Source organism: uncultured Albimonas sp., assembly GCF_963977235.1.
GTDB lineage: Bacteria > Pseudomonadota > Alphaproteobacteria > Rhodobacterales > Rhodobacteraceae > Albimonas.
In genome coordinates, this window is record NZ_CAXBOD010000007.1 from 92,163 (window position 1) to 117,151 (window position 24,989).

22 protein-coding genes and 1 pseudogene are annotated in these 24,989 nt (G+C 70.5%); 15 read left to right on the plus strand and 8 right to left on the minus strand.

Annotated features, from left to right (window positions below):
• Positions 1 to 5: 5 nt before the first annotated feature.
• From nuoH to AAC134_RS06785, 12 genes and pseudogenes are all read left to right on the plus strand, one after another.
• A complete protein-coding gene (gene nuoH, locus AAC134_RS06730; RefSeq protein WP_339948321.1) occupies positions 6 to 1,031 on the plus strand; it encodes an NADH-quinone oxidoreductase subunit NuoH in 1,026 nt (341 codons plus the stop codon).
• A 13-nt stretch (positions 1,032 to 1,044) separates the two neighbouring features.
• Positions 1,045 to 1,536 (plus strand): NADH-quinone oxidoreductase subunit NuoI, encoded by a 492-nt coding sequence (gene nuoI, locus AAC134_RS06735; protein ID WP_339948298.1) that lies wholly within the window; start codon positions 1,045 to 1,047, stop codon positions 1,534 to 1,536.
• 60 nt (positions 1,537 to 1,596) lie between these two features.
• Positions 1,597 to 2,052 (plus strand): hypothetical protein, encoded by a 456-nt coding sequence (locus AAC134_RS06740; protein WP_339948299.1) that lies wholly within the window; start codon positions 1,597 to 1,599, stop codon positions 2,050 to 2,052.
• 25 nt (positions 2,053 to 2,077) lie between these two features.
• On the plus strand, positions 2,078 to 2,908 hold the full coding sequence (locus tag AAC134_RS06745; RefSeq protein WP_339948300.1) for a sulfotransferase family 2 domain-containing protein: 831 nt from the start codon (positions 2,078 to 2,080) through the stop codon (positions 2,906 to 2,908).
• Complete coding sequence (locus AAC134_RS06750) at positions 2,905 to 3,519, plus strand: NADH-quinone oxidoreductase subunit J (RefSeq protein WP_339948301.1); 615 nt, start codon at positions 2,905 to 2,907, stop codon at positions 3,517 to 3,519. Before AAC134_RS06745 ends, AAC134_RS06750 begins: the two co-directional genes overlap by 4 nt.
• Positions 3,520 to 3,597: 78 nt before the next feature.
• Complete coding sequence (nuoK, locus tag AAC134_RS06755) at positions 3,598 to 3,915, plus strand: NADH-quinone oxidoreductase subunit NuoK (RefSeq protein ID WP_339948302.1); 318 nt, start codon at positions 3,598 to 3,600, stop codon at positions 3,913 to 3,915.
• Between the two features lie 3 nt (positions 3,916 to 3,918).
• Positions 3,919 to 5,895, plus strand: coding sequence for an NADH-quinone oxidoreductase subunit L (gene nuoL, locus AAC134_RS06760; protein WP_339948303.1), 1,977 nt, complete (start codon positions 3,919 to 3,921; stop codon positions 5,893 to 5,895).
• Between the two features lies 1 nt (position 5,896).
• Positions 5,897 to 7,408: pseudogene (locus tag AAC134_RS06765) on the plus strand (NADH-quinone oxidoreductase subunit M); the annotation flags it as partial.
• 133 nt (positions 7,409 to 7,541) lie between these two features.
• Entirely contained in the window at positions 7,542 to 8,984 is a 1,443-nt protein-coding gene (nuoN, locus tag AAC134_RS06770) for an NADH-quinone oxidoreductase subunit NuoN (RefSeq protein ID WP_339948304.1), read from the plus strand.
• Positions 8,985 to 9,731 carry a biotin--[acetyl-CoA-carboxylase] ligase gene (locus AAC134_RS06775; protein WP_339948305.1) on the plus strand — a complete coding sequence of 249 codons (747 nt, stop codon included), beginning with the start codon at positions 8,985 to 8,987 and terminating at the stop codon, positions 9,729 to 9,731.
• Positions 9,732 to 9,765: 34 nt separating this feature from the next.
• Positions 9,766 to 10,539, plus strand: a complete 774-nt coding sequence (locus AAC134_RS06780) for a type III pantothenate kinase (RefSeq protein ID WP_339948306.1) — start codon at positions 9,766 to 9,768, stop codon at positions 10,537 to 10,539.
• A 4-nt stretch (positions 10,540 to 10,543) separates the two neighbouring features.
• On the plus strand, positions 10,544 to 12,229 hold the full coding sequence (locus AAC134_RS06785; RefSeq protein ID WP_339948307.1) for a ribonuclease J: 1,686 nt from the start codon (positions 10,544 to 10,546) through the stop codon (positions 12,227 to 12,229).
• Between the two features lie 167 nt (positions 12,230 to 12,396).
• Here AAC134_RS06785 and AAC134_RS06790 read toward each other — a convergent pair whose 3' ends face one another.
• From AAC134_RS06790 to AAC134_RS06805, 4 genes are all read right to left on the minus strand, one after another.
• Positions 12,397 to 13,743 (minus strand): cyclopropane-fatty-acyl-phospholipid synthase family protein, encoded by a 1,347-nt coding sequence (locus AAC134_RS06790; protein WP_339948308.1) that lies wholly within the window; start codon positions 13,741 to 13,743, stop codon positions 12,397 to 12,399.
• A 435-nt stretch (positions 13,744 to 14,178) separates the two neighbouring features.
• Positions 14,179 to 14,349: a hypothetical protein gene (locus AAC134_RS06795; RefSeq protein WP_339948309.1), complete on the minus strand. Its 171-nt coding sequence runs from the start codon at positions 14,347 to 14,349 to the stop codon at positions 14,179 to 14,181.
• 178 nt (positions 14,350 to 14,527) lie between these two features.
• Positions 14,528 to 15,601 (minus strand): ferrochelatase, encoded by a 1,074-nt coding sequence (gene hemH, locus AAC134_RS06800; protein ID WP_339948310.1) that lies wholly within the window; start codon positions 15,599 to 15,601, stop codon positions 14,528 to 14,530.
• Between the two features lie 481 nt (positions 15,602 to 16,082).
• A complete protein-coding gene (locus AAC134_RS06805; protein ID WP_339948311.1) occupies positions 16,083 to 16,988 on the minus strand; it encodes a methyltransferase domain-containing protein in 906 nt (301 codons plus the stop codon).
• Between the two features lie 162 nt (positions 16,989 to 17,150).
• Between AAC134_RS06805 and AAC134_RS06810 the strand changes: the two genes are divergently transcribed.
• Genes AAC134_RS06810 through AAC134_RS06820 form a run of 3 tightly spaced genes read left to right on the plus strand, consistent with a single transcriptional unit; the run spans position 17,151 to position 19,284 of the window.
• A complete protein-coding gene (locus AAC134_RS06810) occupies positions 17,151 to 18,164 on the plus strand; it encodes a ComF family protein (RefSeq protein WP_339948312.1) in 1,014 nt (337 codons plus the stop codon).
• Positions 18,161 to 18,415 (plus strand): glutaredoxin 3, encoded by a 255-nt coding sequence (grxC, locus tag AAC134_RS06815; protein WP_339948313.1) that lies wholly within the window; start codon positions 18,161 to 18,163, stop codon positions 18,413 to 18,415. Before AAC134_RS06810 ends, grxC begins: the two co-directional genes overlap by 4 nt.
• On the plus strand, positions 18,415 to 19,284 hold the full coding sequence (locus AAC134_RS06820; protein WP_339948314.1) for a carbon-nitrogen hydrolase family protein: 870 nt from the start codon (positions 18,415 to 18,417) through the stop codon (positions 19,282 to 19,284). The genes grxC and AAC134_RS06820 overlap by 1 nt, the downstream gene beginning before the upstream one ends.
• A 271-nt stretch (positions 19,285 to 19,555) precedes the next feature.
• Here AAC134_RS06820 and AAC134_RS06825 read toward each other — a convergent pair whose 3' ends face one another.
• The 4 genes from AAC134_RS06825 to AAC134_RS06840 all read right to left on the minus strand — a co-directional run.
• A complete protein-coding gene (locus AAC134_RS06825) occupies positions 19,556 to 20,581 on the minus strand; it encodes a serine hydrolase (RefSeq protein ID WP_339948315.1) in 1,026 nt (341 codons plus the stop codon).
• Positions 20,582 to 20,726: 145 nt separating this feature from the next.
• Entirely contained in the window at positions 20,727 to 23,594 is a 2,868-nt protein-coding gene (gene polA, locus AAC134_RS06830; RefSeq protein WP_339948316.1) for a DNA polymerase I, read from the minus strand.
• A gap of 30 nt (positions 23,595 to 23,624) precedes the next feature.
• Complete coding sequence (locus tag AAC134_RS06835; protein ID WP_339948317.1) at positions 23,625 to 23,831, minus strand: zinc-finger domain-containing protein; 207 nt, start codon at positions 23,829 to 23,831, stop codon at positions 23,625 to 23,627.
• Between the two features lie 296 nt (positions 23,832 to 24,127).
• On the minus strand, positions 24,128 to 24,989 hold an 862-nt coding region (locus tag AAC134_RS06840; protein WP_339948318.1), incomplete at its 5' end, for a hypothetical protein.

Genomic DNA, 24,989 nt, shown 5'->3' on the forward strand with positions numbered 1-24,989 from the left:
TGACGATGGAAGACGCCGGCTTCTGGACCTCCTACGCCCTTCCGGGCCTGATCATCGCGCTTCAGTGCCTGGTGGTGACGGTCTGCCTTCTCGTCTCGCTCGCCTTCCTTCTGTGGATGGACCGCAAGGTCTGGGGCGCGGTGCAGCTTCGCCGATCGATCAACGTGGTGGGGCCGTTCGGCCTGCTGCAGAGCTTCGCGGACTTCCTGAAGTTCGCGATGAAGGAGATCGTGGTCCCCGCCGGCGCGGACAAGACCGTGTTCTTCCTCGCGCCGCTGGTCTCCTTCGTGCTGGCGACCGTGGCCTGGGCGGTGGTGCCGTTCAACGCGGGCTGGGTGGTCTCGGACATCAACGTCGGCATCCTGTTCATCTTCGCCGTGTCCTCGCTCGAGGTCTACGGCGTGATCATGGGCGGCTGGGCGTCGAACTCGAAATACCCGTTCCTGGGGGGCCTGCGCTCGGCCGCGCAGATGATCTCCTACGAGGTCTCGATCGGCCTGATCATCGTGGGCGTGCTGATCACCACCGGCTCGCTGAACCTGACCCGGATCGTGGAAGCTCAGGACGGCGCCTACGGCCTGTTCTCCTGGTACTGGCTGCCGCATTTCCCGGTGATGATCATGTTCTTCATCTCCGCCCTGGCCGAGACCAACCGCCCCCCCTTCGACCTGCCCGAGGCGGAGTCGGAGCTGGTGGCGGGCTACCAGGTGGAATACAGCTCCACGCCCTACCTGCTGTTCATGATCGGCGAGTACATGGCGATCACGCTGATGTGCGCGCTGATGACGACGCTGTTCTTCGGGGGCTGGCTCTCGCCGATCCCGGGTCTGCCGGACGGCATCTTCTGGTTCACGCTCAAGACCGTGTTCTTCTTCTTCATGTTCGCCATGGTGAAGGCGGTCGTGCCTCGCTTCCGCTACGACCAGCTGATGCGCATCGGCTGGAAGGTGTTCCTGCCGCTGTCGCTGGGCTGGGTGGTCATCGCCGCCGGGCTCGCGCAGTACGGCGTCCCCGGCTACGCCCGCTGGTAAGGAGAAACCGACGATGGCTTTCACCGCCGCCCGCGCCGCACGCTACTTCGTGCTCGCCGATTTCATCGGGGGCTTCCGGCTGGGCTTCAAGTACTTCTTCAAGCCCAAGGCGACCCTGAACTACCCGTTCGAGAAGGGGCCGCTGAGCCCCCGCTTCCGTGGCGAACACGCCCTGCGCCGCTATCCCAACGGCGAGGAACGCTGCATCGCCTGCAAGCTGTGCGAGGCGATCTGCCCCGCCCAGGCGATCACCATCGAGGCCGAACCGCGCGAGGACGGCTCGCGCCGGACCACGCGCTACGACATCGACATGACGAAGTGCATCTACTGCGGCTTCTGCCAGGAAGCCTGCCCGGTGGACGCCATCGTCGAGGGGCCGAACTTCGAGTTCGCGACCGAAACCCGCGAGGAGCTGTTCTACAACAAGGACAAGCTGCTGGCGAACGGCGAGCGGTGGGAGCGGGAGATCGCCCGCAACCTCGAGCTCGACGCCCCCTATCGCTGAGCGGGGGAGGCAGGGGCATGACGTGTGGCGATCACCTGGGGGGAAGGAAGGAGACGGCCGATGCTGCGCCGTATCGCGCTCGCCTGCCTGGGCGCCGCGCTGCTGGCGGCCTGCTCGACGGGCGCGCCGCAACCCACGCTGAAGGAGCGCATGGACCCGCGCATGGGCCTGAGCGAGCGCGAGATCGTGCGCGACCTGGGCGTCCCCGACGCCGAGCTGACCACCGGCGAGGAGACGCCGGGGATCGAGGACGACGTCCGCTCCCTGCGCTGGTCGCAGCGCCGGGTGGTGGCGTGGGAGGATCCCTGGGGCCCCTGGCCGCCCTACCAGCCGGGCGGCCTCGGCACGCTGTCGCGCCGCTACGGCGGGCCGGGCTACCCCTGGGGGGGCTACGGCCCCGCCTACCGCACCCGGGTCGAGGAATACGCCTGCGACCTGGAGATCGATTTCACGCGGACCGCGCCGGAGGCGCCCTGGCGGGCTTCGGCCTGGCGGGCCCGCGGGAACGCCTGCTGACGCCGGCCTTGCGGGAGGCGGCGTCATGATCATCAGCGATCATCACAAGCTGGCGTTCATCCACATCCCGAAGTGCGCCGGCACCAGCCTGCGGCAACTGCTGGTGCCGTTCGACGACCAGACGAATGCCTTTGAAGGCATCCACGAGAACCACCGGTGGGGGGGGCGGATCGATCTGATGCATATTCCGCTCGCACAACTGTCCCGGCACTTCCCCAACGCCTATGCCAAGGTCGCCGCCTACCGCAGCTTCGCCGTGGTCCGCGATCCCGGCGCGCGTTTCGTCTCGAGTCTGGCGGAGCATCTGCGCTATCGCACGGGCAAGGACCTCACGCAGCTGCCCTACGAACTGGTGCGGCGGACGGCGAGGAAGCTGAGCGCGCGCCTGCTGGAAGGGGCGGAGCCCTGGCGCGACCCGCGGCTGGTGCATTTCCAGCCTCAGGTCGATTACGTGCGCCATGACGGGCGCCAGATCGTCGAGACCCTGGTTCCGCTCGAGGACGTGAGCCGGATTCCGGCGATGCTGGACGCGCGCTATGGCGTCGCCACCGGCGCGTCCGCTCTCGCGCATGCCAACCGCACATTGGCGGGAAGCGAGACGCGCAAGCGCTTCGGGACGGTTCCGTTCCGGGTCCGCGTGCTGATGCGACTGCGCGGTCTCGGCCTGGGCGCCCCTGCCGGCGATGCGGTGGCCGAACGTCTCGCCGACGAGGCCGCGGTCGCGGATCTCGTGACCGAGTATTACAAGGAGGACGGCATGCTTCATGCCAGCGCGCGCGATGCGTTCGCCGCCTCGCTTCCGCATGCGACGCCGCTGCGGACACCGCCTGCTCTTGAGAAGGACGCTCAAGCATGACCGTGGCGACGATCGCCTTCTACCTCTTCGCCTGCACGGCCATCGCCGCGGGGCTGATGACCGTCCTGGCCCGCAACCCGGTCCATTCGGTGCTGTGGCTGATCCTGGCCTTCTTCTCCTGCTCGGGGCTGTTCGTCCTGGTGGGGGCGGAGTTCGTGGCCATGCTGCTCGCCATCGTCTACGTGGGCGCGGTGGCGGTGCTGTTCCTGTTCGTGGTGATGATGCTCGACGTCGACTTCGCCGAGCTGCGGGCCGGGATCACCGATTATCTTCCGGTGGGGCTGCTGATCGGCCTGGTGCTGCTGATCCAGCTGGGTCTGGTCGCCGGCCAGTGGGTCTTCGCCGACGCCGCGCCGGAGCTGCGCACCGCGGTCGCCCCGATACCCGAGCAGGTGGAGAACACCCGCGCGCTGGGCCGGCTCGTCTACACCGACTACGTGCTGCTGTTCCAGCTCGCGGGCCTGGTGCTGCTGGTGGCGATGATCGGCGCGATCGTGCTGACGCTGCGCCACAAGGCCGGCATCAAGCGCCAGGACGTGGTCAAGCAGATCTACCGCGAGCGGCACGAGGCCGTGGAGCTCAAGGACGTCAAGCCGGGGCAGGGGCTGTGAGCGCGGGGGGCAGGACCGTCGCGGGCGGGGGCGTCGCCGTCGCCAGCGGCCGGATCTGAGAACGGGAAAGAGAACACGATGGAAAGCGCGGGCATCGGCATCGAGCATTACCTGACCGTGGCGGCGATCCTGTTCGTCACGGGCATCTTCGGAATCTTCCTCAACCGGAAGAACATCATCATCATTCTGATGTCGATCGAGCTGATGCTGCTCGCGGTCAACATCAACTTCGTGGCGTTCTCGGCGCATCTGGGCGATCTCGCGGGGCAGGTGTTCACCCTGTTCGTGCTGACCGTCGCCGCCGCCGAGGCCGCCATCGGTCTCGCCATCCTCGTCTGCTTCTTCCGCAATCGCGGAAGCATCGCGGTCGAGGACGTCAACATGATGAAGGGATAAGGGATGCTCGAGAGCCTGACGCTCTTCATCCTGCTGGGGCCGCTGGCGGGAGCGATCCTCGCCGGCTTCGGCAAGAACATGCTGGGCGACAAGGGCGCCATGATGCTGACCACCGGCATCATGATGGTCGCCGCGGTCTTCGCCTGGATCGTCTTCTTCGCCCTGCCGGAGGAGACCGACAAACTGGTGCTGATGCGCTGGATCGACAGCGGCAGCCTGGTCGCGGACTGGGGCATCCGGCTGGACCGGCTGACCTCGGTGATGCTGGTCGTGGTGTGTTCGGTCTCGGCGCTCGTGCACCTCTACTCCATGGGCTACATGGAGGAGGACGAGGCCAAGGCGCGGTTCTTCGCGTACCTGTCGTTCTTCAGCTTCGCGATGCTGGCGCTGGTCACCGGCGACACGCTGCTGCAGCTGTTCTTCGGCTGGGAAGGGGTGGGCGTCGCCTCCTACCTGCTGATCGGCTTCTGGTGGAAGAAGCCCTCGGCCAACGCCGCTGCGATGAAGGCCTTCGTGGTCAACCGGGTGGGCGACTTCGGCTTCCTGCTGGGCATCTTCACGCTGTTCTTCGTGGTGGACTCGGTCGATCTCGACACGATCTTCGCCGCGGCGCCGGAGCTGGCGCAGACCTCGATCCGCTTCCTGTGGACCGACTGGAACGCGGCCGAGCTCGCCTGCTTCCTTCTGTTCATCGGCGCGATGGGCAAGTCGGCGCAGCTGCTGCTGCACACCTGGCTGCCCGACGCGATGGAGGGTCCGACCCCGGTCTCGGCCCTGATCCACGCCGCCACCATGGTGACCGCGGGCGTGTTCCTGGTCTGCCGGATGTCGCCGGTGATGGAGTATGCGCCGAACACCCAGGTGTTCATCGTGGCCATCGGCGGGCTGACCGCCTTCTTCGCCGCGACCGTCGGCCTGGTGCAGAACGACATCAAGCGGGTCATCGCCTATTCGACCTGTTCGCAGCTGGGCTACATGTTCGTGGCCGCGGGCGTGGGCTATTATCAGGCGGCGATGTTCCACCTGTTCACGCACGCCTTCTTCAAGGCGCTGCTGTTCCTCGGGGCCGGCTCGGTGATCCACGCGATGCACCATGAGCAGGACATGCGGAAGTACGGCGGCCTGCGCCACAAGATCCCGGTGACCTTCCTGTGCATGACGCTGGGCACGCTGGCGATCACGGGCGTCGGGATCCCGTTCAGCTACGACCTGATCCACCTGCCCGTGGGCTTCGCCGGCTTCGTGTCCAAGGACGCGATCATCGAGGGCGCCTTCGCCTCGCACAACGCCGCCGCGGGCTTCGCCTTCACCATGCTGGTGATCGCGGCCGCCTTCACCTCCTTCTACTCCTGGCGCCTGGTGTTCATGACCTTCTTCGGCGAGACCCGGGACAAGAAGCATTACGACCACGCGCACGAGAGCCCGGGCGTGATGATGTGGCCGCTCTACCTGCTGTCGGCGGGCGCGGTCCTGGCGGGCATGGCGTTCTACTACCCCTTCATCGGGGGCGAGAGCGCCGAGGCCTGGTTCAACACCGCCATCTTCATGGGCGAGGGCAACCACGTCATGCACGACAGCCACTATGTCCCGGCCTGGGTGAAGCTGTCGCCCTTCGTGGCGATGCTGAGCGGGCTGGTGGTGGCCTGGATCTTCTACATCAAGTCCCCGTCGCTGCCGCGCGAGCTGGCCGAGCGTCACCACGGCCTCTACAAGTTCCTGCTCAACAAGTGGTATTTCGACGAGCTTTATCACTGGATCTTCGTCCGGCCCGCGATGTGGATCGGCAGGACCCTGTGGAAGAAGGGCGACGGCGCCATCGTCGACGGGATCATCAACGGGCTGGCGATGGGCGTGGTGCCCTTCTTCACCCGGCTCTCGGGCCGGGCCCAGTCGGGCTATGTCTTCCACTACGCGTTCGTGATGCTGATCGGCATCTCGATCCTGATCACCTGGCTGAGCGTCGGCGGGGGGGCGCACTGAGATGGACAACATCCTCACGCTGGTGACCTTCCTGCCCCTGATCGGGGCGCTGGTCCTTATCCTTGTCCTGCGCGGCGAAGACGCCGCCGCCCAGCTCAACGCCAAGGTGGTGGCGCTGATCACCACCGCGGCGACCTTCCTGCTGAGCCTCGTGATCCTCGGCGGCTTCGACAGCTCCAACCCCGACTTCCAGTTCGTGGAGGAGGGGACCTGGCTGATGGGCCTCTCCTACAAGATGGGCGTCGACGGGATCTCGATCCTGTTCGTGATGCTGACCACCTTCCTGATGCCGATCGTGATCGGCGCCTCCTGGGGCGTCACGAGCCGGGTCAAGGAATACATGGCCTGCTTCCTGATCCTCGAGACGCTGATGCTGGGCGTGTTCTGCGCGCTCGACATGTTCCTGTTCTACATGTTCTTCGAGGCCGGCCTGATCCCGATGTACCTGATCATCGGCATCTGGGGGGGCAAGGACCGCATCTACGCCTCGTTCAAGTTCTTCCTCTACACGCTGCTCGGCTCGATGCTGATGCTGGTGGCGATGATCGCGATGTACTGGGACGCGGGCACCTCCGACATCCCGGCGCTGCTGGCCCATGAGTTCGCGGCCGGGCCGATCGACATCCTGGGCTGGCAGATCCTGGGCGGCTTCCAGACCCTGCTGTGGCTGGCCTTCTTCGCCTCGTTTGCGGTGAAGATGCCGATGTGGCCGGTGCACACCTGGCTGCCCGACGCGCACGTTCAGGCGCCCACGGCCGGCTCGGTGGTGCTGGCGGCGATCCTGCTGAAGATGGGCGGCTACGGCTTCCTGCGCTTCAGCCTGCCGATGTTCCCCGTGGCGTCCGAGCTGATGACGGGCTTCGTCTTCTTCCTCTCGGTCGTGGCGATCATCTACACCTCGCTGGTGGCGATGATGCAGGAGGACATGAAGAAGCTGATCGCCTATTCGTCGGTCGCCCACATGGGCTTCGTGACCATGGGCATCTTCGCGGCCAACCAGCAGGGCGTCGACGGCGCCATCTTCCAGATGCTGAGCCACGGCTTCATCTCGGGCGCGCTGTTCCTTTCGGTGGGCGTGATCTACGACCGGATGCACACGCGTGAGATCTCGGCCTATGGCGGGCTCGCGGTGCGGATGCCGGCCTTCGCGCTGGTGTTCATGCTGTTCACCATGGGCAACGTCGGCCTGCCGGGCACCTCGGGCTTCATCGGCGAGTTCCTGACCATGGCGGGGACCTACCAGGTCTCGACCTGGGCGGCGTTCGGCGCGGCGACGGGCGTGATCCTGTCGGCCTGCTACGCGCTGTGGCTCTACCGGCGGGTCGTCTTCGGCGACCTGATCAAGGAGAGCCTGAAGCAGATCAAGGACATGACCCGGCTCGAGAAGTCGCTGTTCGCCCCGCTGGTGGTCGGCATGCTGCTGCTGGGCGTCTATCCGAGCCTGATCACAGATGTCTTCGGCCCCTCGGTCGAGAACCTGGTCGCCGGCGTCGACCAGGCGGTGGCCGAGGCCCGGGACACGGGCATCATCACGACCGCGGACGCGGCGCCGACCCTGATCGAGGCCGCCGAGGGGGCCGAGGCCGGGGGCCACGGCGACGGCGGCCACGGGGACGGCGACACCGCCGCGCAGGGGACGCACTGACATGCTGAGCCAAGACCTTTCCGTCATCCTGCCCGAGCTTCTGCTGGCGATCTTCGCGATGGCGGCGCTGATGGCGGGCGCCTACGGGCAGGGCGACAAGTGGGCCGGACCGATCACCTGGCTGACCGCCCTGTTCCTGGCGATCCTGGGCGCGGTCGACGGGCTGACCGGCGGCACGCACACCGCTTTCAATGGCACCTTCATCGACGATCCGTTCGCGCGGTTCGCCAAGGTGATCATCCTGTTCGGCGCGGCGATCATCCTGCTGCTGTCGGACGGCTACATGCGCAAGCACAAGATCATGCGCTTCGAGTATCCGGTGCTGATCGCGCTGTCGGTGCTGGGCATGATGGTGATGGTCTCGGCCGGCGACCTGATGGTGCTCTACATGGGGCTCGAGCTGCAGTCGCTGGCGCTCTACGTGATCGCCGCGATCCGCCGCGACAGCCTGCGCTCGACGGAAGCCGGGCTGAAGTATTTCGTGCTGGGTGCGCTCAGCTCGGGCCTGCTGCTCTACGGCGCCTCGCTGGTCTACGGCTACACGGGGGCCACCAAGTTCGCCTCCATCGCCGAGGTGGCGGCGACCGAGACCTCGATGGGGCTGCTGTTCGGCCTGGTGTTCCTGTGCGCGGGCCTTGCCTTCAAGATCTCGGCCGTGCCCTTCCACATGTGGACGCCCGACGTCTACGAGGGCGCGCCGACCCCGGTGACCGCCTTCTTCGCGACCGCCCCCAAGGCGGCCGCGGCGGCGCTGTTCGCCCGCGTGCTCTACGACGGGTTTGGCGGCGCGGCGCATGACTGGGGGCAGATCCTGGCGTTCCTCGCCGTCGCCTCGATGTTCCTCGGCTCCATCGCGGCGATCGGGCAGACCAACATCAAGCGGCTGATGGCCTATTCCTCGATCGCGCACATGGGCTTCGCGCTGGTGGGGCTCGCGGCGGGCACGCCGGACGGCGCCTCCTCGCTGCTGATCTACATCGCGATCTACGTGACCATGAACGTCGGCGTCTTCGCCTTCATCCTGACGATGGAGCGGGACGGCAAGCCGGTGACCCAGATCTCGGACCTCGCGGGGCTCTCGAAGACCCGTCCGGCCTCGGCCATCGCGATGCTGGTGCTGTTCTTCTCGCTGGCCGGCATTCCGCCGCTGGTGGGCTTCTACGGCAAGCTCTACGTGTTCATGGCCGCGGTGCAGGCGGGGATGGTGCCGCTGGTGGCCGCAGGGGCCATCGCCTCGGTCATCGGCGCCTTCTACTATCTGCGCATCGTCAAGATCATGTTCTTCGACGAGGTCGACCAGGGCCTGACCGGCACGATGCCGCTGCCCCACGGCGTGGCGCTGGCCGCCTCGGCGCTGGTGATCGGGATCGGGGGCATGCCGCTGATCAACCTGTTCGGCGTTCCGGAGGCCGCCGCCGCGGCCGCCGCCTCGCTGATCCACTAGATGGACGGCTGGCCCGAGGGCTACGGGCGCGAGATCCACGAGCGGACCGGCTCCACCATGGACGACGCGCGGGCGAAAGCCCGCGCGGGAGAGCCGGGGCCGGTCTGGATCATGGCCAGGCTGCAGACCGGCGGCCGCGGCCGCCGGGGCAACGCCTGGAAGGATCCGGGCGGCAACATGGCCGCCACGCTGATGCTGCGCCCGCAGATGAGCGCCAGGGCGGCCGCACTGCTGACCTTCGTCTCGGCGCTGGCGGTGGCCGACGTGGCCGGCCGCTTCGCGCCGCGCGCGCAGGTGGCGCTGAAATGGCCCAACGACGTGCTGGTCGAGGGCGGCAAGATCGCCGGCATCCTGCTGGAATCCGAAGGCCAGGGCCCCCAGCCCGAGTGGATCTCGGTCGGGATCGGGATCAACCTCGCCTCGCGCCCCCCCGGCGATCCGGCCGCGGCCTTTCCCCCGATCAGCTTCGCCGACCTGGGCGTGCCGGTCCCGAGCCCAGAGGCCGCCTTCGACGCGCTGGCCGCCGCCTTCGCCCACTGGCTCGACCGTTACCGCGCCGAGGGGTTCGAGCCCCTGCGCAACGCCTTCCTCGCCCGCGCCGCGCGCCTGGGCGAGCCGGTGGTCGCCCGCCTGCCGCGCGAGACGATCACCGGCATCTTCGCCGACCTCGACTCCGACGGTCGGCTGGTACTGGACACTCCGCAGGGCGCGCGCAGAATCGCGGCCGCGGAGGTGTTCTTTCCCTGACAGGAAACGAAGCCGAGCGGGAGGAGACCGGGCGATGCTTCTGGCGATCGATGTGGGCAACACCAACAGTGTGTTCGCGATTCATGACGGCACGGCCTATCTGGCCGACTGGCGCTGCGCGACGGACGTCAAGCGCACCGCGGACGAGTATTTCGTCTGGCTGCGCCAGTTGATGGAGCATCACGGGATCTCGTCCCGCCAGATCGACGCGGTGGTGATCTCGTCGACCGCGGCCGGCACGATGTTCAACCTGCGGGTGCTCGCCGACCGCTATTTCGGCGTGCGCCCCATCGTGGTGGGCAAGCCCGAGACCAAGGTGGGGATAGAGGTCCGGGTCGATCCCGGCACCCGGGTCGGCGCGGACCGGCTGGTCAACACGCTCTCGGCCTGGCGGACCTATGGCGGCGACATCATCGTGATCGACTTCGGCACCGCCACCACCATCGACGTGGTGGGCGCGGACGGGGCCTATGAGGGGGGCATCATCGCGCCCGGCGTGAACCTCGCGCTGAAGGCGCTCGAGACCGCCGCGACCGCCCTTCCCGAGATCGATGTGACCAAGCCCGAGAAGGTGATCGGGCTGAATACGGTTGCGTGCATGCAGTCTGGCATCTACTGGGGCTACGTATCCCTGATCGAAGGGCTCTGCCGTCGCATCATGGACGAGCGGGGCCGCAAGATGAAGGTGATCGCGACCGGGGGTCTCTCGCCTTTGTTCGCGCGAGGCACGGACGTGATCGACGCGGTGGACGGCGACCTGACGCTCAGGGGCCTCGCCGCCATCCACGAATTGAACAGACAAGGCTAACTTGATGTCGGACGGATCGGACCTGGTCTTCGTGGCGCTTGGCGGCGCCGGCGAGATCGGGATGAACATGTATCTATATGGCCATGGGCAGGGCGCGAAGCGTCGCTGGATCATGGTCGACTGCGGCGTCGGATTCGGGGACATGGAGACGTCTCCGGGAATCGAGCTGGTGATGGCCGACCCGTCCTTCATCGCCGAGCAGGCGGACAAGCTCGTGGGCATCTTCGCGACCCACGCGCATGAGGACCATATCGGCGCGCTCGGACGGCTGTGGCCGCGCCTGAAGGCGCCGATCCACGCCCGCCCCTTCACCGGCCTGCACATCCGCCGCAAGCTCGAGGAGGCGGGGGTCGACCCCGCCTGTCTCAACATCGTGCAGGTGGGCGAGACCATCGAGGCCGGACCCTTCAAGGTCAGCTTCCAGCCCGTCACCCACTCGATCCCCGAGGCGTCCAGCCTGGTGATCGACACCCCCTCGGGCCGGGTGGTGCACACGGGCGACTTCAAGTTCGACGACAATCCCCAGATCGGCGCGCCCTTCGACCTGGAGGCGTTCCGCGCCATCGGCTCGACGGGCGTGCAGGCGATGATCTGCGACTCGACCAACGTGTTCCTCAACGGGCACGGCGGCTCGGAGTCCGAGGTGGTCAAGCCGCTCGCCGACCTGATCCGCACGGCCAAGGGGGCGGTCGCCGCGACGACCTTCGCCTCCAACGTCGCGCGTCTGCGCTCGATCGCCGTGGCCGCCGAGCAGTGCGGCCGCGCGGTCGTGCTGGTCGGCCGGGCGATGGAGCGGATGGTCGCCGCCGCGGTCGAGACCGGGGAGCTGCGCGACTTCCCCCGCACCATCTCCGACCACGAGGCCAAGGACGTGCCCCAGGAGCATGTCCTCTACCTCGCCACCGGCTCGCAGGGCGAGGGGCGGGCGGCGCTGGCGCGGATCGCGTCGGGCTCCCATCCCACGGTCCGGCTGGGCAAGGGGGACATGGTGATCTTCTCCTCCAAGACCATCCCGGGGAACGAGCAGGGGGTGGCCAAGCTTGCCAACCAGCTCTCCGAGCGCGGGGTTCACGTGGTCGACGAGGCCTCGCCCGAGCTGACCGGGCGGATCCACGTGTCGGGCCACGCCCGCAAGGAGGACCTGCGCGTCCTCTACGAGGCGCTCAAGCCCCGCATGGCGGTGCCGATGCACGGCGAGCATCGCCACCTGGTCGAGCATTCGGCCTTTGCCGCGACCATGCAGGTGCCCGCGATCCCGGCGCCCAACGGCACGATGGTGGCGATCGGGGGCGACCGTCCGGTGATCCTGAACGAGGTGCCCGTGGGGCGTCTCTATCTCGACGGCGACACGCTGATCGGGGCGATGGACGGGGTCGTGCGCTCGCGTCTGAAGCTGGCCCGTCAGGGTCACGTGGTCTGCGCGCTGGTGGTCGACGAGAAGGGCGAGCTGCTCGCCGACCCCGAGATCCGGGTGATGGGCGGCCCCCTGCAGAACGACCGCTGGCCGGCCCCGCTCGAGGCGATGATCTACGAGGCCGTCGACGAGGCGGTCGAGGGTCTGCCCAAGCGCCGCCGAGCCGACAAGGACGTCGAGGAGGTCGCCGCCCGCGCCGTCCGCGCCGTCTGCGGCCGCCGCTGGGGCAAGCGCCCGGTGGTCACGGTGATCGTGACGCGCCTCGAGGACGACTGAGCTTTCTCGCGCCGCCCCCGCGGGCGGCGCCGGGACCCCGTCCGCGCCTCGGCCGGACCGCGCAGGGCCGCCCCTCCTCGGGGCGGCCCTTCGTCGTCTCCGGGTTCCGAGCGGCGGCCCCCCCGGCGCCGTCGCCGCCCGGGCTCCCCGGCGCGGGCCGGCGAGACTCAGCCGCTCGCCTCGCGCGGGCCGTCGTAGAGGTCGCCCGCCGCCTCCCCCGGTTCGGCCGGCGTTTCGCCAAAGACGCGGGCGGTGGCGGCCTCGATGCGGCGCACGGCCTCGGGCTCGTTGCGCGCCAGCGCGGCGGCGGCCGAGGGGATCCAGTCGCGGTGCAGGGGCGTCGCGTCCCGCTCCCGCGCCAGCTGCAGCTGCACCACGTTCGATGAGCCGTAGGCGAAGCTGCACTCGCAGGCCGCCAGGTAGAACTCCCACATCCGGGCGAAGCGGGGATCGTGGGTCTCCTCGACCTGCGCGCGCACCGCCTGGAAGTTCTCCTGCCAGGCGCGCAGCGTGCGGGCGTAGTGAACCCGCCAGATCTCGCAATCGAGCATCCACAGCTCCGCCTTCTCGGTCGCCGCGGCGCATTCCGAGAGCGTGGGCGTGTAGCCGCCGGGGAAGATATACTTGCGCAGGAACGGCCCCGTGGCCGCCGGCGGGCTCATCGAGGAGATCGAGTGGACCAGCGCCACGCCGTCGTCCTTCAGGCAGGCGCGCACCTTCTCGAAATAGGTCTCCAGGTGCCCGACGCCGACATGCTCGAGCATCCCCACCGAGACGATCCGGTCGTAGCGCTCGGTCACGTTGCGGTAGTCGACGAGCTCGAACGTCGCGCGATGCTCGAGCCCGGCGGCCTTCGCCCGGGCGCGCGCGATCGCGAGCTGCTCCTCGGCGAGCGTGATGCCGGTGACCTCCACGTCCGCGGTCGCGGCGAGATACAGCGCCATTCCCCCCCAGCCGCAGCCGATGTCGAGCACCCGCTGCCCGGGCTGCAGGTTCAGCTTGGCCGCGATGTGACGTTTCTTGAGGATCTGGGCGTCGCGCAGGCTCTCGGTCCCGTCGTGAAAATAGGCGCAGGAATACTGCATGTCGGGGTCGAGCCAGCTTCGGTAGAAGGCGTTGCCGAGATCGTAGTGATGGGCGGCGTTCCGGCGCGCCCGCGAGGCCGGGTTGTGCTGCGACACCCGGCGGAACACGCGGTCGAGCCAGTGCACCAGCGCCTGCGGACCCGAGAGGGTGAAGGCGCTCTGGTTCTCGAACAGCAGGCTCAGCAGGTCATAGGCGGTCCCGCCCTCGGGCCCGTCCTCGACGATCAGCGTGCCGTCCATGAAGGCCTCGGCGCCGAACAGTTCGGGGTTGAGCGGGATCTTCCAGTCGAGCGCAGGGTCGGTGATGCGGATCGCGACGCGGGGCCCGAGCTCGGCGCCCTTGACGACGATCGTCTCGTCATCGGGGGTGCGAAGCTCGACCTGGCCCTTGACGATCGCGTTCCGGAAGAGGGTGGGCAGGAATTTCATGGCGTCCTCCGTCCGTCGGCTCCGGTGCGGGCGCGTCGGCAGGAGACGGGCGACCTTGCCGGCGGCGGCAGGCGGTCGCGTGCGGGGCTCGTTCGCCGCTCGAAATGGGCGTCGCGGCCGAGGGGCGGCGCGGCGCGGAGACGGCGACGGGCCGCGGCGCGGCCGCTCGCTGAGCAAAGATTTTACTGCAAAATGGACAGAATCAAGGAGAGATCGTCTCGATCCGGGTGCGGAACCGCCCTGCCGGTCTGTCGATCCCCGTCGGCGGGTCTGTCGGGTCCGCGCCGCGCCGCGCCCGTCGGTCGGGCCGACGCGGCGCTCGTCTGGCCGACCGAAAGCCGGGCCCGACACGTGAGCCGCGGCCGGCGACGCCGCGGCCCGCAGTTGCGTCCCGTCCGGGAGGATTCCCTGGACGGGATGACGCCTTGAGGCGGTCTAGCCGATCGTCTCGCGGTCGGGGCCCAGGATCAGCAGCACGACGCCCCAGACCAGCGGCGTCAGGAACAGCGCCCCGACGACGGCCCAGAACACGCTGCGGCCCCAGACCGAGGCCCACCAGACCACCAGCCCGAAGGCCACGATCCAGGGTATGGCGAAAAGTTCCATGTCTGCGCTCCCGTATCCGGTCCCTCTCCGCTCTCCCAGATAGGGCGCATCTCGCGACGCGCAACGCCCGCCCGGGGGACCGGACGGGCGTTGCGGGGTCGGCGAGGGGCTCGGCGAGGGGCTCGGCAGGTCCGCGGCCCCTGCGGTCGCGCGCCCGGGCCGGGCGCGGATCGGGCCCTCAGATCCAGCCCTGAAGCTCGTTGCGCACGATCGCCTCGATCATCGTCATGTGGTCCTCGGAGGCGTTGAGGCAGGGGATGTAGTCGAAGCGCTCGCCGCCGGCATGGATGAAGCTCTCCTTGATCTCCTCGGAGATCTCCTCGAGCGTCTCGACGCAGTCCGAGGAGAAGGCCGGGGCCATCACCGCGATGTGCGTCTTGCCGGCTTTCGCCAGGCGCGCGACCTCCTCGACCGTGTAGGGCTGCAGCCACTCCTCGGAGCCGAAGCGCGACTGGAAGGTCAGCACCACCTCCTCGTCGGGGAAGCCCAGCCGCTCGCGCAGGCGGCGCGTGGTGGCCGCGCAGTGGCAGTGGTAGGGGTCGCCCTTCTCGACCAGGTAGCGCTTGGGCAGGCCGTGGTAGGAGGTGACCAGCGCGTCGGGGCGCCTGTCGAGCCCCGCGTAGGCCGTCTCGACCGACCTCGCCAGCGCGTCGATGTAGAGCGGGTGGTCGTAGTAGGGCGGCACGGTGCGCGCGGCGGGCTGCCAGACGATCTCCATCAGCGCGCGGAAGAAGGCGTCGTTGGCGGTGCCGGTGGTGGCGCCGGCGTACTGGGGGTAGAGGGGGAAGAACAGGATCTTCTCGGCTCCGGCCGCCTGCATCGCCTTGATGCGGGACGCGGTCGACGGCTCGCCGTAGCGCATGCAGAAGTCGACCATGACGCCCTCGCCGAGCTCGGCGGCGAGGCGGGCCGAGAGCTTCTCGGTCTGCTCGCGGGTGATGGTCAGCAGCGGGCTCTCGTCGCGCTCGCGGTTCCAGATGCTGTCGTAGGCCTTGCCCGAGGTGAACGGGCGCTTGGTCAGGATCACCAGCTGCAGGAGCGGTTGCCAGAACATCGGCGAATAATCGATGACCCGGCGGTCGGAGAGGAACTCCGACAGGTACTTGCGCATCGACCAGTAGTCGGTGGCGGGCGGGGTTCCGAGGTTGACCAGCATCACGCCGATCTTCGCGCGAGGGACGGGCGGGTGGTCGCCCGGCGCATGGGCGAGCCGGCCGGCTCCGGCTTTCGTCATCTGGCTGGCGTCGAGCATCGGCCCCTCCGTTCCAATCGGGCGCCCTGCGACGGCGCCCGGCGTCCCGCACTTAGGGGGAGCGGGGCGCGGGTCAATGCCGGCGGGGCGCGCGGGGCCGCTATGCCGCGCCAGGGGCGAGGGAGCAAGCGCGGAAGGGGGGAAGGGGCCTGCAGGCGCCCTGCGGGCGGGCTTGGCTGCCGGGCGCCTGTGGGGGCGCGGGCGAGGGGCGGGCGGGGCGGGCGCCTCCGGCGGAGCTCCTGACTCACCAGAGAACAGAGGCCGCGCCTGTCCTCCGAAGCCGTCCGTCGCTGCCTGATGCCTGAGCGACTCGCCCGCAGGGGTCAAGGACAAGCCGGCTTCGCCGGTCGCTTCGCGATCCCTGACCCCTGCGGACGAGTCGCTCTGATCGGCATCAGCGACAGACGGCTCCGGAGAACAGGCGCTCGCGCCCTGCGGTCGGCCGGGCGCCAGGGCGCGTGTGGCGGCCGGGGCGCGGGGGTCAGCGGTCGGGCTTCTCGCCGGTGGGGCGCTCCGTCGTGCCGAGCGCGTCGGCAAGGCGGGCCACGGCGGAGCCGGGGCGTTTGGCGCGGGGCTGGTCGGGGCCCGGCGCCCAGCCGGTGAGGGTCACGATCTCGAACCCCGCGGCGACGCGGCCGCCCTCGGCCGGGTGACGCTCGGCATGGATCGCGCAGGCGCGGGCCAGCACCTCGCGGCGCAGGGGGGCGCGGTTGCGGGCGTGCAGGGCGTTGGCCTCGCCCATCGCGCGCAGCTCGCGCATCAGGGCGAGGCTGTCGGCGTAGCTCGTCTCGAGGCGGTCGGCGTCGGCCACGGGCATCGCCAGACCCGCCCGTTGCAGCAGGGCGCCCATGGCGCGCAGCTCGCCCATCGGCGAGATGCGGGGCGAGAGGCCGCCGGTGACCGCGACCTCGGCCTCGGCCAGCGCGTCGCGCAGCTCGGCCAGCGTTGCGCCGCCAAGGCCGCAGGCGATCAGCAGGCCGTCGGGTTTCAGCGCCCGGCGCATCTGGATCAGCACGCCGACCGGGTCGTTGGCCCAGTGGAAGGTGAAGCCCAGCACCGCGAGGTCGAAGCTCTCGGGCGCGAGGGGCAGGGTCTCGTCCGCGGTCAGGGGCGCGGTCTCGAGCGTCCCGACACGGGGGTGCGCGGCGAGCGCGGGCGCCCAGTCGGGCGAGCCGGGCCAGACCAGGGCGGCGTTGGGGAACGCGCGGTCGGCGACCATCGAGATCCGGTCGAGCACGCCCTCGAGGGCGGCTTCGTGCAGGAAGCCGGCCTCGGGCCGGGGCAGGGCGCGGCGGCGGCGGCGCGCCAGCCACAGCGCGCGATCGAAGAGCGCGGGGGCCTGCTGGGGCGCGGGCGCGCCGGTCGAGAGGTCGGGCGGCTGGCTCATCGCGGCGCGGCCGGGGCGGCGGCGAGGCGGAGGCGGGCGGGCGTCGGGGGCAGGGCGGGTCTCCTTCCCATGCATCCTTTGCAGCGCAATGGCGGGCTGGCGCCGCGGCTCGTCCGGGATATATTGGCATCGGGACGCAAGGGGAAGGAGGCCGGCTCGCCGATGACCCGTCTCGTTGCGTCCGATCCCGAATTGACCGCTCTGCGGGTTGCGCCGGAGGCTTGCGGCGTGGGCGTTGCGCCGGGGGCGTGTGCTCCGGGCGTGGCGCGTGAGGCGCCCGGCACGGAGGAACCGCAGGCGCCCGGCGCGGGGGGGCCGCAGGCGCCCGGCGCGGAGGCGCCTGAGGCGCCCGGCGCGGGGGGGGCGCCCCGATCCCGACTGCGATGGGCCGCCGCGGCCGCGGGACGGCTCGCCCGGCCGCTGGCGCTGGGGGCCGCGAACCTGCTCTATCCGCCGCAGTGCACCTGGTGCCGGTCGGAGGTGCAGGAGGCGCACGCGCTCTGCCCCGCCTGCTGGCGCGAGGCGACCTTCATCGCCCATCCGCTGTGCGACCGCTGCGGCTCGCCGATGTCGGGGGCCGAGGACGCGCCGTTCTGCGACCATTGCCTCGGGCGGCGGCTGGAATTCGCCCGGGCGCGGGCGGCGGTGCTGTATGAAGGCGTGGGGCGGGACCTGACGCTGGCGCTCAAGCATGGCGACCGGCTCGACATCGCCCGGCCCGCCGCCACCTGGATGATCCGGGCGGGGCGCGAGCTGCTGGATCGCGCCGATGTGATCGCCCCCGTGCCGCTGCACTGGCGCCGGCTGCTGAGGCGTCGCTTCAACCAGTCGGCGGAGCTGGCGCGCCGGGTCTCGATGCGCACCGGAGTTCCGTGCTGCGCGGACCTGCTGGCGCGCACCCGCGCGACGCCCATGCAGCGCGGGCTGAGCCGGGAGGCGCGGGCGGCCAACCAGGCCGGCGCCTTCGCCGTTCCCGCGCGCCGGCGGGCGCGGGTCGAGGGGACGGCGGTGCTGCTGATCGACGACGTCTACGCCTCGGGCGCCACGCTGTCGGCCTGCGCGGCGGCGTTGCGGGCCGCGGGCGCCCGGCGGGTCGACGCGCTTTGCCTCGCGCGGGTTGCGCCGGAGGCCGACGGGCCCATATTCTCGCCGCTGGAGAGCGAAGGGTCGGAATGAAACAGGTCGAGATCTACACGAGCCCCATCTGCGGTTTCTGCGTGCGCGCCAAGCGGCTGCTGGACCAGAAGGGAATCCCCTATGTCGAGTACGACGTGTTCTCGGTGTCGGGTGCGCGCGAGGAGATGATGGAGCGCGCCGCGGGCCGGCGCACGGTGCCCCAGATCTTCATTGCGGGTCAGGGCGTGGGCGGCTGCGACGAACTGTTTGCGCTGGATCGCGAGGGCAAGCTCGACGCGATGCTGGCCTGATGGACGCCCCGGCCGCCCTTCGCGCCGCCCTGGTGCAGACCTGCGCCTCGGACGTGCCCGAGCAGAACCTGGCCGCCACCTCGGCGCTGATCCGCGAGGCGGCGGCCGCGGGCGCGCAACTGGTCCTGACGCCGGAGGTCACCAACATGGTGACCTTCTCGCGCAAGCTGCAGGCCGAGGTGTTGAAGCCCGAGGCCGAGGACGAGAGCCTGGCGGGCTATCGCGCGCTGGCCGCCGAGCTGGGGATCTGGATCCTGGTCGGCTCGCTGGCGCTCAAGGCGCCGCCGGAGGACGCGTATCCCCAGGGGCGCTTCGTCAACCGCAGCTTCCTGATCGACGCCGCGGGCGGGATCGTGGCGCGCTACGACAAGATCCACATGTTCGACGTCGAGGTGGGCGAGGGCGAGAGCTATCGCGAATCCGCCGCCTACCGTCCGGGCGAGCAGGCGGTGGTCGCCGACACGCCCTGGGGGCGGATCGGGATGAGCATCTGCTACGACCTGCGGTTTCCCGCGCTCTACCGGGCGCTGGCCGAGGCGGGGGCGGAGATCCTGACCATCCCCTCGGCGTTCACCCAGCCGACCGGAAAGGCGCACTGGGCGCCGCTGATGCGCGCGCGCGCCATCGAGACGGGGTGCTTCGTGCTGGCCCCCGCCTCGACCGGGACGCATCCGAGGGTGGCGGTCGCCGAGGGGCGGCAGCGCAAGACCTATGGCCACTCGATGGCGGTGGGGCCCTGGGGCGAGGTGCTGGCGGATGCGGGCGAGGCGATCGGCGTGACGCTGGTCGACCTGGACCTGGGCGAAGTGGCCAGGGCCCGCGCCCGCGTGCCCTCGATCGCCAACGCGCGGGCCTTTGCCAAACCCTGAGGGAGCCCGCGCCTGCGGCGCGGGCGGCGCCGCGCGACGGGCGCGCCCGGGAGGGGCGTCAGGCTCGCGGCGCGGGATCGACGGGGGGGCGGGTTGCGGGCGGACGCCTGTGGCGGGCGCGGCGCGGACTCCCGGGTGAGGCGTTGTCTTCGCGCAGGCGCCGCGCGACGGGCGCGTCCGGGGCTGGCGTGGGGGTCGCGGCGCCGGGGTCGACGGGGCGGCGGGTTGCGGGCGGGGCCCGGGGGCGGCGGGTTGCGGGCGGGGCCCGGGGTCAGGCGAGGCGCTCGGCGGCGGGAACGATCTCGTCGGCCAGCAGCGCGTTGAGATCTCCGAAATGGCCGCGCGAGCGGGCCGGGCGGTTGGGGTCGGAGGTGACCGCCACCGTCAGCTCCAGCTCCGGAACCACGTAGATCGCCTGGCCGCCGTAGCCGCGGGCGTAGGCCAGCGCGTGGCCGCGGGCCTCCGACAGGAACCAGCCGTAGCCGTAGGCGTCGCCCGAGAAGGGAGAGCGGCCGCGCGGGGTCCAGGAGGCTTCGATCCAGGCGCGCGGCAACACCTGCGCGCCCTGCCAGGCGCCGCCCCTGCGGGCCATCTCGCCAAAGCGCAGCATCTCGAGCGGGCTCATCGCCATGTTGTTGCCGCCCATGAAGCGGCCCTGCGGGTCTCGGGTCCAGGGCGGGAAGGCGATGTCGAGCGGCTCGCCCAGCCAATCGCGCGCGAGGGCGCGCAGGTCCCGCCCGGCGGCCTCGGCGAGCGCCGCGCCGAGCACGTGGGTGGAGCCGGTGGAGTACAGCATCCGGCCGCCCGGCTCGTCCACGAAGGGGCGGGTGAGGGCGTGGCGCACCCAGTCGGAGCTCTGCACCCAGGGGCCGTAGCCGGGACCGGAGGTGCGCTCGAGCCCCGCGCGCAGGCTCAGAAGGTCGCCCAGCGTGATCTCCCCCACCCGCGGGTCGGCGGAGGCGGGGATCAGGCCCGGAGCCGCGGAGGCCAGTGTCTGGTCGGGCCCCCGCAGCACGCCCCGGTCGATGGCCGCGCCCGCAAGCGCCGCGACCACGGTCTTGGAGACGGACTTGACGTTCACGGGCGCGTCGACCGCGGGGCCGCGGAAGGCGCGGGCGTAGATCACCTCGCCCCGGTGGGCGACGGCGAGCGCGTGGAGCTGCTCCATGTCCCCCGCGCGTGCGGCGGCGGGGGCGAGGTCGGCCTCGGCCAGGGAGCGGGCGCGCAGGAGGCTCGGGGCCAGCGCGGCGGCGGCGAGGACGGCGAGCGCGCCGCGGCGGGTCGGAGAGATCTGCATGGAGGGGGAGGTAGATCGGGGCGAGGGGGCGCGCCATCGCGGGGGGCGCACGATCGCGTCAGTGGGGCGAAGGCCGCTTCCGAACTCACCCGGGAACAGGCGCTTCGCGAGGATTCCGGGCGGGCGGCGCCTGGGCCGGCTGGGGTCAGTGCGCCTCGGCCCAGCTGGCGCCCTGGCCCGCGTCGACCACCAGCGGGGTGGAGAGGTCGACGGCGGGCAGCGCGGCGCCCTCCATCGTGCGGCGGATGGCGGCGATGGTGTCTTCGGCCTCGGTCTTGGGGACCTCGAACAGGAGTTCGTCGTGGACCTGCAGCAGCATGCGGCCCGAGAGCTTCGCCTTCGCCATCGCCTCGGGGACGCGGATCATCGCGCGGCGGATGATGTCGGCCGCCGTGCCCTGGATCGGGGCGTTGATCGCGGCGCGCTGGGCAAAGCCCGCGCGGGGACCCTTGGCGCCGATCTCGGGCGTGTGGATGCGCCGGCCGAACAGGGTCGAGACGTAGCCGGTCTCCTTCGCGCCGGCCACCGTGGCGTCCATGTAGGCCTTGATGCCGGGGAATTTCTCGAAATAGGCGTCGATGAAGGTCCTGGCCGCCTCGCGCGGGATCCGCAGGTTGTTCGACAGGCCGAAGGCCGAGATGCCGTAGATCACCCCGAAGTTGATCGCCTTGGCCTGGCGGCGGATCTCGGGCGTCATCTCCTCCATCGGCACGCCGAAGACCTCCGAGGCGGTCATCGCGTGGATGTCCTGGCCGTCCCTGAACGCCTGCTTCAGCGCCTCGATCCCCGCGATATGGGCGAGGATGCGCAGCTCGATCTGGGAATAGTCGAGCGAGACGATCACGTTCCCGGGCTCGGCCACGAAGGCGGCGCGGATCTCGCGGCCCATCTCGGTGCGCACGGGGATGTTCTGCAGGTTCGGGTCGGTCGAGGCCAGCCGCCCGGTGGAGGTCGCGGCCAGGCTGAACGAGGTGTGCACGCGCCCCGTCTCGGGGTTGATATGCTCCTGCAGCGCGTCGGTGTAGGTGGATTTCAGCTTCGAGACCTGGCGCCAGTCCAGCACCCGCGCGGCGAGCTCCGAGCCCTGCTCGGCGGCCAACGTCTCGAGGATGTCGGCGCCGGTGCCCCAGGCGCCGTTCTTGCCCTTCTTGCCGCCGGGCAGCTGCATCTTCTCGAACAGGATCTCGCCGAGCTGCTTGGGGGAGCCGACGTTGAACGTGTCGCCGGCGAGCTGATGGATCTCGGCCTCGAGCCCGGCCATGCGCTGGGCGAAGCGGCCCGACATGCGCGAGAGGTGCTGGCGGTCGACCTTGATGCCGGCCATCTCCATTTCGGCCAGCACCGGGATCAGCGGCCGCTCCATCACCTCGTAGACCGAGGCGAGCCCCTCGCGCGCCAGGCGCGGCTTCAGGATCCGGTGCAGGCGCAGGGTGACGTCGGCGTCCTCGGCGGCGTAGGGGGCGGCCTTGTCGACCTCGACCCGGTCGAAGGTGATCGCGGACTTGCCGGTCCCGATCAGCTCCTTGATCGGGATCGGGCGATGGTCGAGATGCGCGTCCGAGAGCGTGTCCATCCCGTGCCCGTGCAGCCCCGCGTCGAGCGCGTAGGAGATCAGCATGGTGTCGTCGATGGGCGCCACGGGGACGCCGTGGCGGGCCAGCACCTTGAGGTCGTATTTCAGGTTCTGGCCGATCTTGAGGATCGCGGGGTCGACCAGCATCGGGCGCAGGATCTCGAGCGCCTCTTCGCGGTCCATCTGGCCAGGCGCCTTCTCGGCCGCGCCCAGCAGGTCGCCGTCGCCGATCATGTGGCCGAAGGGGACGTAGCAGGCCTCTCCGGGCGTGACGGAGAGGGAGACGCCCACGAGGTCCGCGACCATCTCGTCGAGCGAGGTGGTCTCGGTGTCGATGGCGACCTCGCCGCGGTCCTCGATCTTCGCGATCCAGGCGCGCAGGGCGTCGGCGTCGCGCACGATCTCGTAGGAGGCCGGGTCGATCGGGGCGGTGAGGGCGGGGTCCTGCCAGTCGGCGGAGGCGGAGGCCGACTTGCCGCCGGTCTCGCCGCGGGCCTCGGGGCTGGCGCCCTCGGGGGCGGCGGCGGACGGCAGGTCGGTGACGCCCAGCCGCTCGGCCACGCGGGCGGTGAGGGTGCGGAACTCCATCAGACGCAGGAAGCCCAGCAGGGTTTCGGGCTCGGGGTCGCGCAGGGCGAAGGAGTCGAGCGGGTCCTCGACCGGGACCTCGGCGCACAGCGTCACCAGCTCGCGCGAGGTGCGGACCTGGTCGGCGTTGTCGATCAGGGTCTGGCGGCGCTTGGGCTGCTTGATCTCCTCGGCGCGGGTCAGCAGCGTGTCGAGGTCGCCGTATTCGTTGATCAGCAGGGCCGCGGTCTTCAGGCCGATGCCGGGCGCGCCGGGGACGTTGTCGACCGAGTCGCCGGCCAGCGCCTGCACGTCGATCACCCGCTCCGGGCCCACGCCGAATTTCTCGCGCACGCCGTCCGCGCCGATGATCTCGTCGGCGGCGCCCTTCAGGCCCGGCTTCACGATCGAGATGGCGTCCGTGACCAGCTGCATCAGGTCCTTGTCGGAGCTGACGATCGAGACCCTGGCCCCGGCCGCCTCGGCCTGGCGGGCGTAGGTGGCGATCAGGTCGTCGGCCTCATAGCCCTCCATCTCGATGCAGGGCATGTTGAAGGCGCGGGTGGCGTCGCGGATCAGGGCGAACTGGGGGCGCAGGTCCTCGGGCGGCTCGGGGCGATGCGCCTTGTATTCGGGATAGATGTCGTTGCGGAAGGTCTTGGCGGAATAGTCGAAGATCACGGCCGCGTGGGTCGGGGCCTCGGCGTCGTTGGCCGCGCGCGCCTCGAGGATCTTCTGGAGCATGTTGCAGAAGCCCGCGACCGCGCCGACGGGCAGGCCGTCGGACTTGCGGGTCAGGGCGGGCAGCGCGTGGTAGGCGCGGAAGATGAAGCCCGAGCCGTCGATCAGCTCAAGACGATCGCCGGGTCCCATCGGGCCCCTCCTGTGGCTGGGGCGCGGGCCTTACGAGGCCGCGCCGGTGTCGGCGGTTCCACTGTCGGCGGGGCCGTCCTTGAGGATGAAGCGCTTGTCGCAGTAGCCGCACTCGACAAAGCCGTCCTCGGCGGGGATCTGCAGCCACACGCGGGGGTGGCCCATGCCGGGGCCGCCGCCGTCGCAGGCGATGCGGGTTTTCTCGACGATCTCGGTCTCGGGCGCCTCGATGGTCATGCAGGCCTCTTCTCAGGGGTGGCGTCGGCTGGGGGCATCATAGCGGCGACGCCGGGACGGGCAAGGCGTGCCGCGGCTGTCGAGGCGGGGCGCGAGGCCGCGCCGGGGCGGGACGAGACGCGAGGCCGCGCCGGAGGAAGCCGCGCGTCGGGCCGCGCGCCGCTGGCAAGGGTCCGCCCGCGCGGCGCGGCTGGCGCGGGGCGTGTTGCGAGGGGCGCCAGGCGCGGGCGCGGCGCCATGGCCCGGCGCGGGGGCGCCGGGGACGCCCGGCGGGCGCGTGCGTCGCGATCCGCGCCTCAGCCGCGCCACAGCTTGCGGCGGACGGCGCTTTCGGCGTCGGCCGCGAGGTTGGCGGCGAGGTCGGCGCCGGGCAGGAACCGGGCGGCGACCTCGGGCTCGGGCGGGTTGGCGGCGCGGTCGAAACCGCGATCCTTCCAGCGCTCGAACAGCAGGGCGTCGGCGGCGTTTTCCTTGAGGATCGCGGTGGTCTGCGCCTCGCTCAGGTCGGAGACCGACAGGCGTTTGACGTGGCCCACGTTCTCCGAGGCCACCACCGGGTCCACGCCCAGCTCCTCCGAGATCCCGGCCAGCGCCTCGTCGCAGCGCCGGTAGCCGCCCACGAAGTGAAAGCCCTGGAAGGCGGCCTCGAGATACAGGAATCGCGCGCGGGTCGAGAGACGGTAGATGCCGGGATATCCCACCTCGAAGAAGCGGTGCAGCAGGAAGCGCGCGATGGGATTGCGCCGCTGGGTGCCCCGCCAGGCGTCGAACTCGCCGGGGGCGGGCTGGCCGCGTTCTTCATGACGCGCCCAGCGATAGTTGTAGAAGCTGACCAGGTAGGAGACCGGATCGCGCAGCAGCACCGAGCACTTCACCTCGCGCCCGGGGAACTTTTCGGCCAGCGAGCGCGACAGGGAATGGCCCGAGACGGCGCGCACGCCCGCCAGATCCTCGGGCGCAAGACCCCGATAGCGGTTGCCGATCACGTCGCGCAGCGGGTTGCGCCAGCGCGGGGCCAGCAGGAAGCCCTCGCCCAGGGTGCGCGCGAAATGCCGCTCGACCGTGGTGCCGGCGCATTTGGGGACGTGCAGGAAGAAATGCACGGGCGGCTGGGGCGAGGTCATCGGCGGCTCCTTCGCCTTCGCTGCTAGCCGAGCG

Coding starts and splice junctions, on each gene's coding strand:
- AAC134_RS06790 (WP_339948308.1), bottom strand. CDS start 13,743: ATGAAATTCCTGCCCACCCTCTTCCGGAACGCGATCGTCAAGGGCCAG.
- AAC134_RS06785 (WP_339948307.1), top strand. CDS start 10,544: ATGTCGGACGGATCGGACCTGGTCTTCGTGGCGCTTGGCGGCGCCGGC.
- hemH (WP_339948310.1), bottom strand. CDS start 15,601: ATGCTCGACGCCAGCCAGATGACGAAAGCCGGAGCCGGCCGGCTCGCC.
- polA (WP_339948316.1), bottom strand. CDS start 23,594: ATGGGACCCGGCGATCGTCTTGAGCTGATCGACGGCTCGGGCTTCATC.
- nuoH (WP_339948321.1), top strand. CDS start 6: ATGGAAGACGCCGGCTTCTGGACCTCCTACGCCCTTCCGGGCCTGATC.
- AAC134_RS06775 (WP_339948305.1), top strand. CDS start 8,985: ATGGACGGCTGGCCCGAGGGCTACGGGCGCGAGATCCACGAGCGGACC.
- AAC134_RS06805 (WP_339948311.1), bottom strand. CDS start 16,988: ATGAGCCAGCCGCCCGACCTCTCGACCGGCGCGCCCGCGCCCCAGCAG.
- AAC134_RS06750 (WP_339948301.1), top strand. CDS start 2,905: ATGACCGTGGCGACGATCGCCTTCTACCTCTTCGCCTGCACGGCCATC.
- nuoN (WP_339948304.1), top strand. CDS start 7,542: ATGCTGAGCCAAGACCTTTCCGTCATCCTGCCCGAGCTTCTGCTGGCG.
- AAC134_RS06835 (WP_339948317.1), bottom strand. CDS start 23,831: ATGACCATCGAGGCGCCCGAGACCGAGATCGTCGAGAAAACCCGCATC.
- grxC (WP_339948313.1), top strand. CDS start 18,161: ATGAAACAGGTCGAGATCTACACGAGCCCCATCTGCGGTTTCTGCGTG.
- AAC134_RS06780 (WP_339948306.1), top strand. CDS start 9,766: ATGCTTCTGGCGATCGATGTGGGCAACACCAACAGTGTGTTCGCGATT.
- nuoI (WP_339948298.1), top strand. CDS start 1,045: ATGGCTTTCACCGCCGCCCGCGCCGCACGCTACTTCGTGCTCGCCGAT.
- nuoK (WP_339948302.1), top strand. CDS start 3,598: ATGGAAAGCGCGGGCATCGGCATCGAGCATTACCTGACCGTGGCGGCG.
- AAC134_RS06740 (WP_339948299.1), top strand. CDS start 1,597: ATGCTGCGCCGTATCGCGCTCGCCTGCCTGGGCGCCGCGCTGCTGGCG.
- AAC134_RS06825 (WP_339948315.1), bottom strand. CDS start 20,581: ATGCAGATCTCTCCGACCCGCCGCGGCGCGCTCGCCGTCCTCGCCGCC.
- AAC134_RS06795 (WP_339948309.1), bottom strand. CDS start 14,349: ATGGAACTTTTCGCCATACCCTGGATCGTGGCCTTCGGGCTGGTGGTC.
- AAC134_RS06745 (WP_339948300.1), top strand. CDS start 2,078: ATGATCATCAGCGATCATCACAAGCTGGCGTTCATCCACATCCCGAAG.
- AAC134_RS06820 (WP_339948314.1), top strand. CDS start 18,415: ATGGACGCCCCGGCCGCCCTTCGCGCCGCCCTGGTGCAGACCTGCGCC.
- AAC134_RS06810 (WP_339948312.1), top strand. CDS start 17,151: ATGACCCGTCTCGTTGCGTCCGATCCCGAATTGACCGCTCTGCGGGTT.
- nuoL (WP_339948303.1), top strand. CDS start 3,919: ATGCTCGAGAGCCTGACGCTCTTCATCCTGCTGGGGCCGCTGGCGGGA.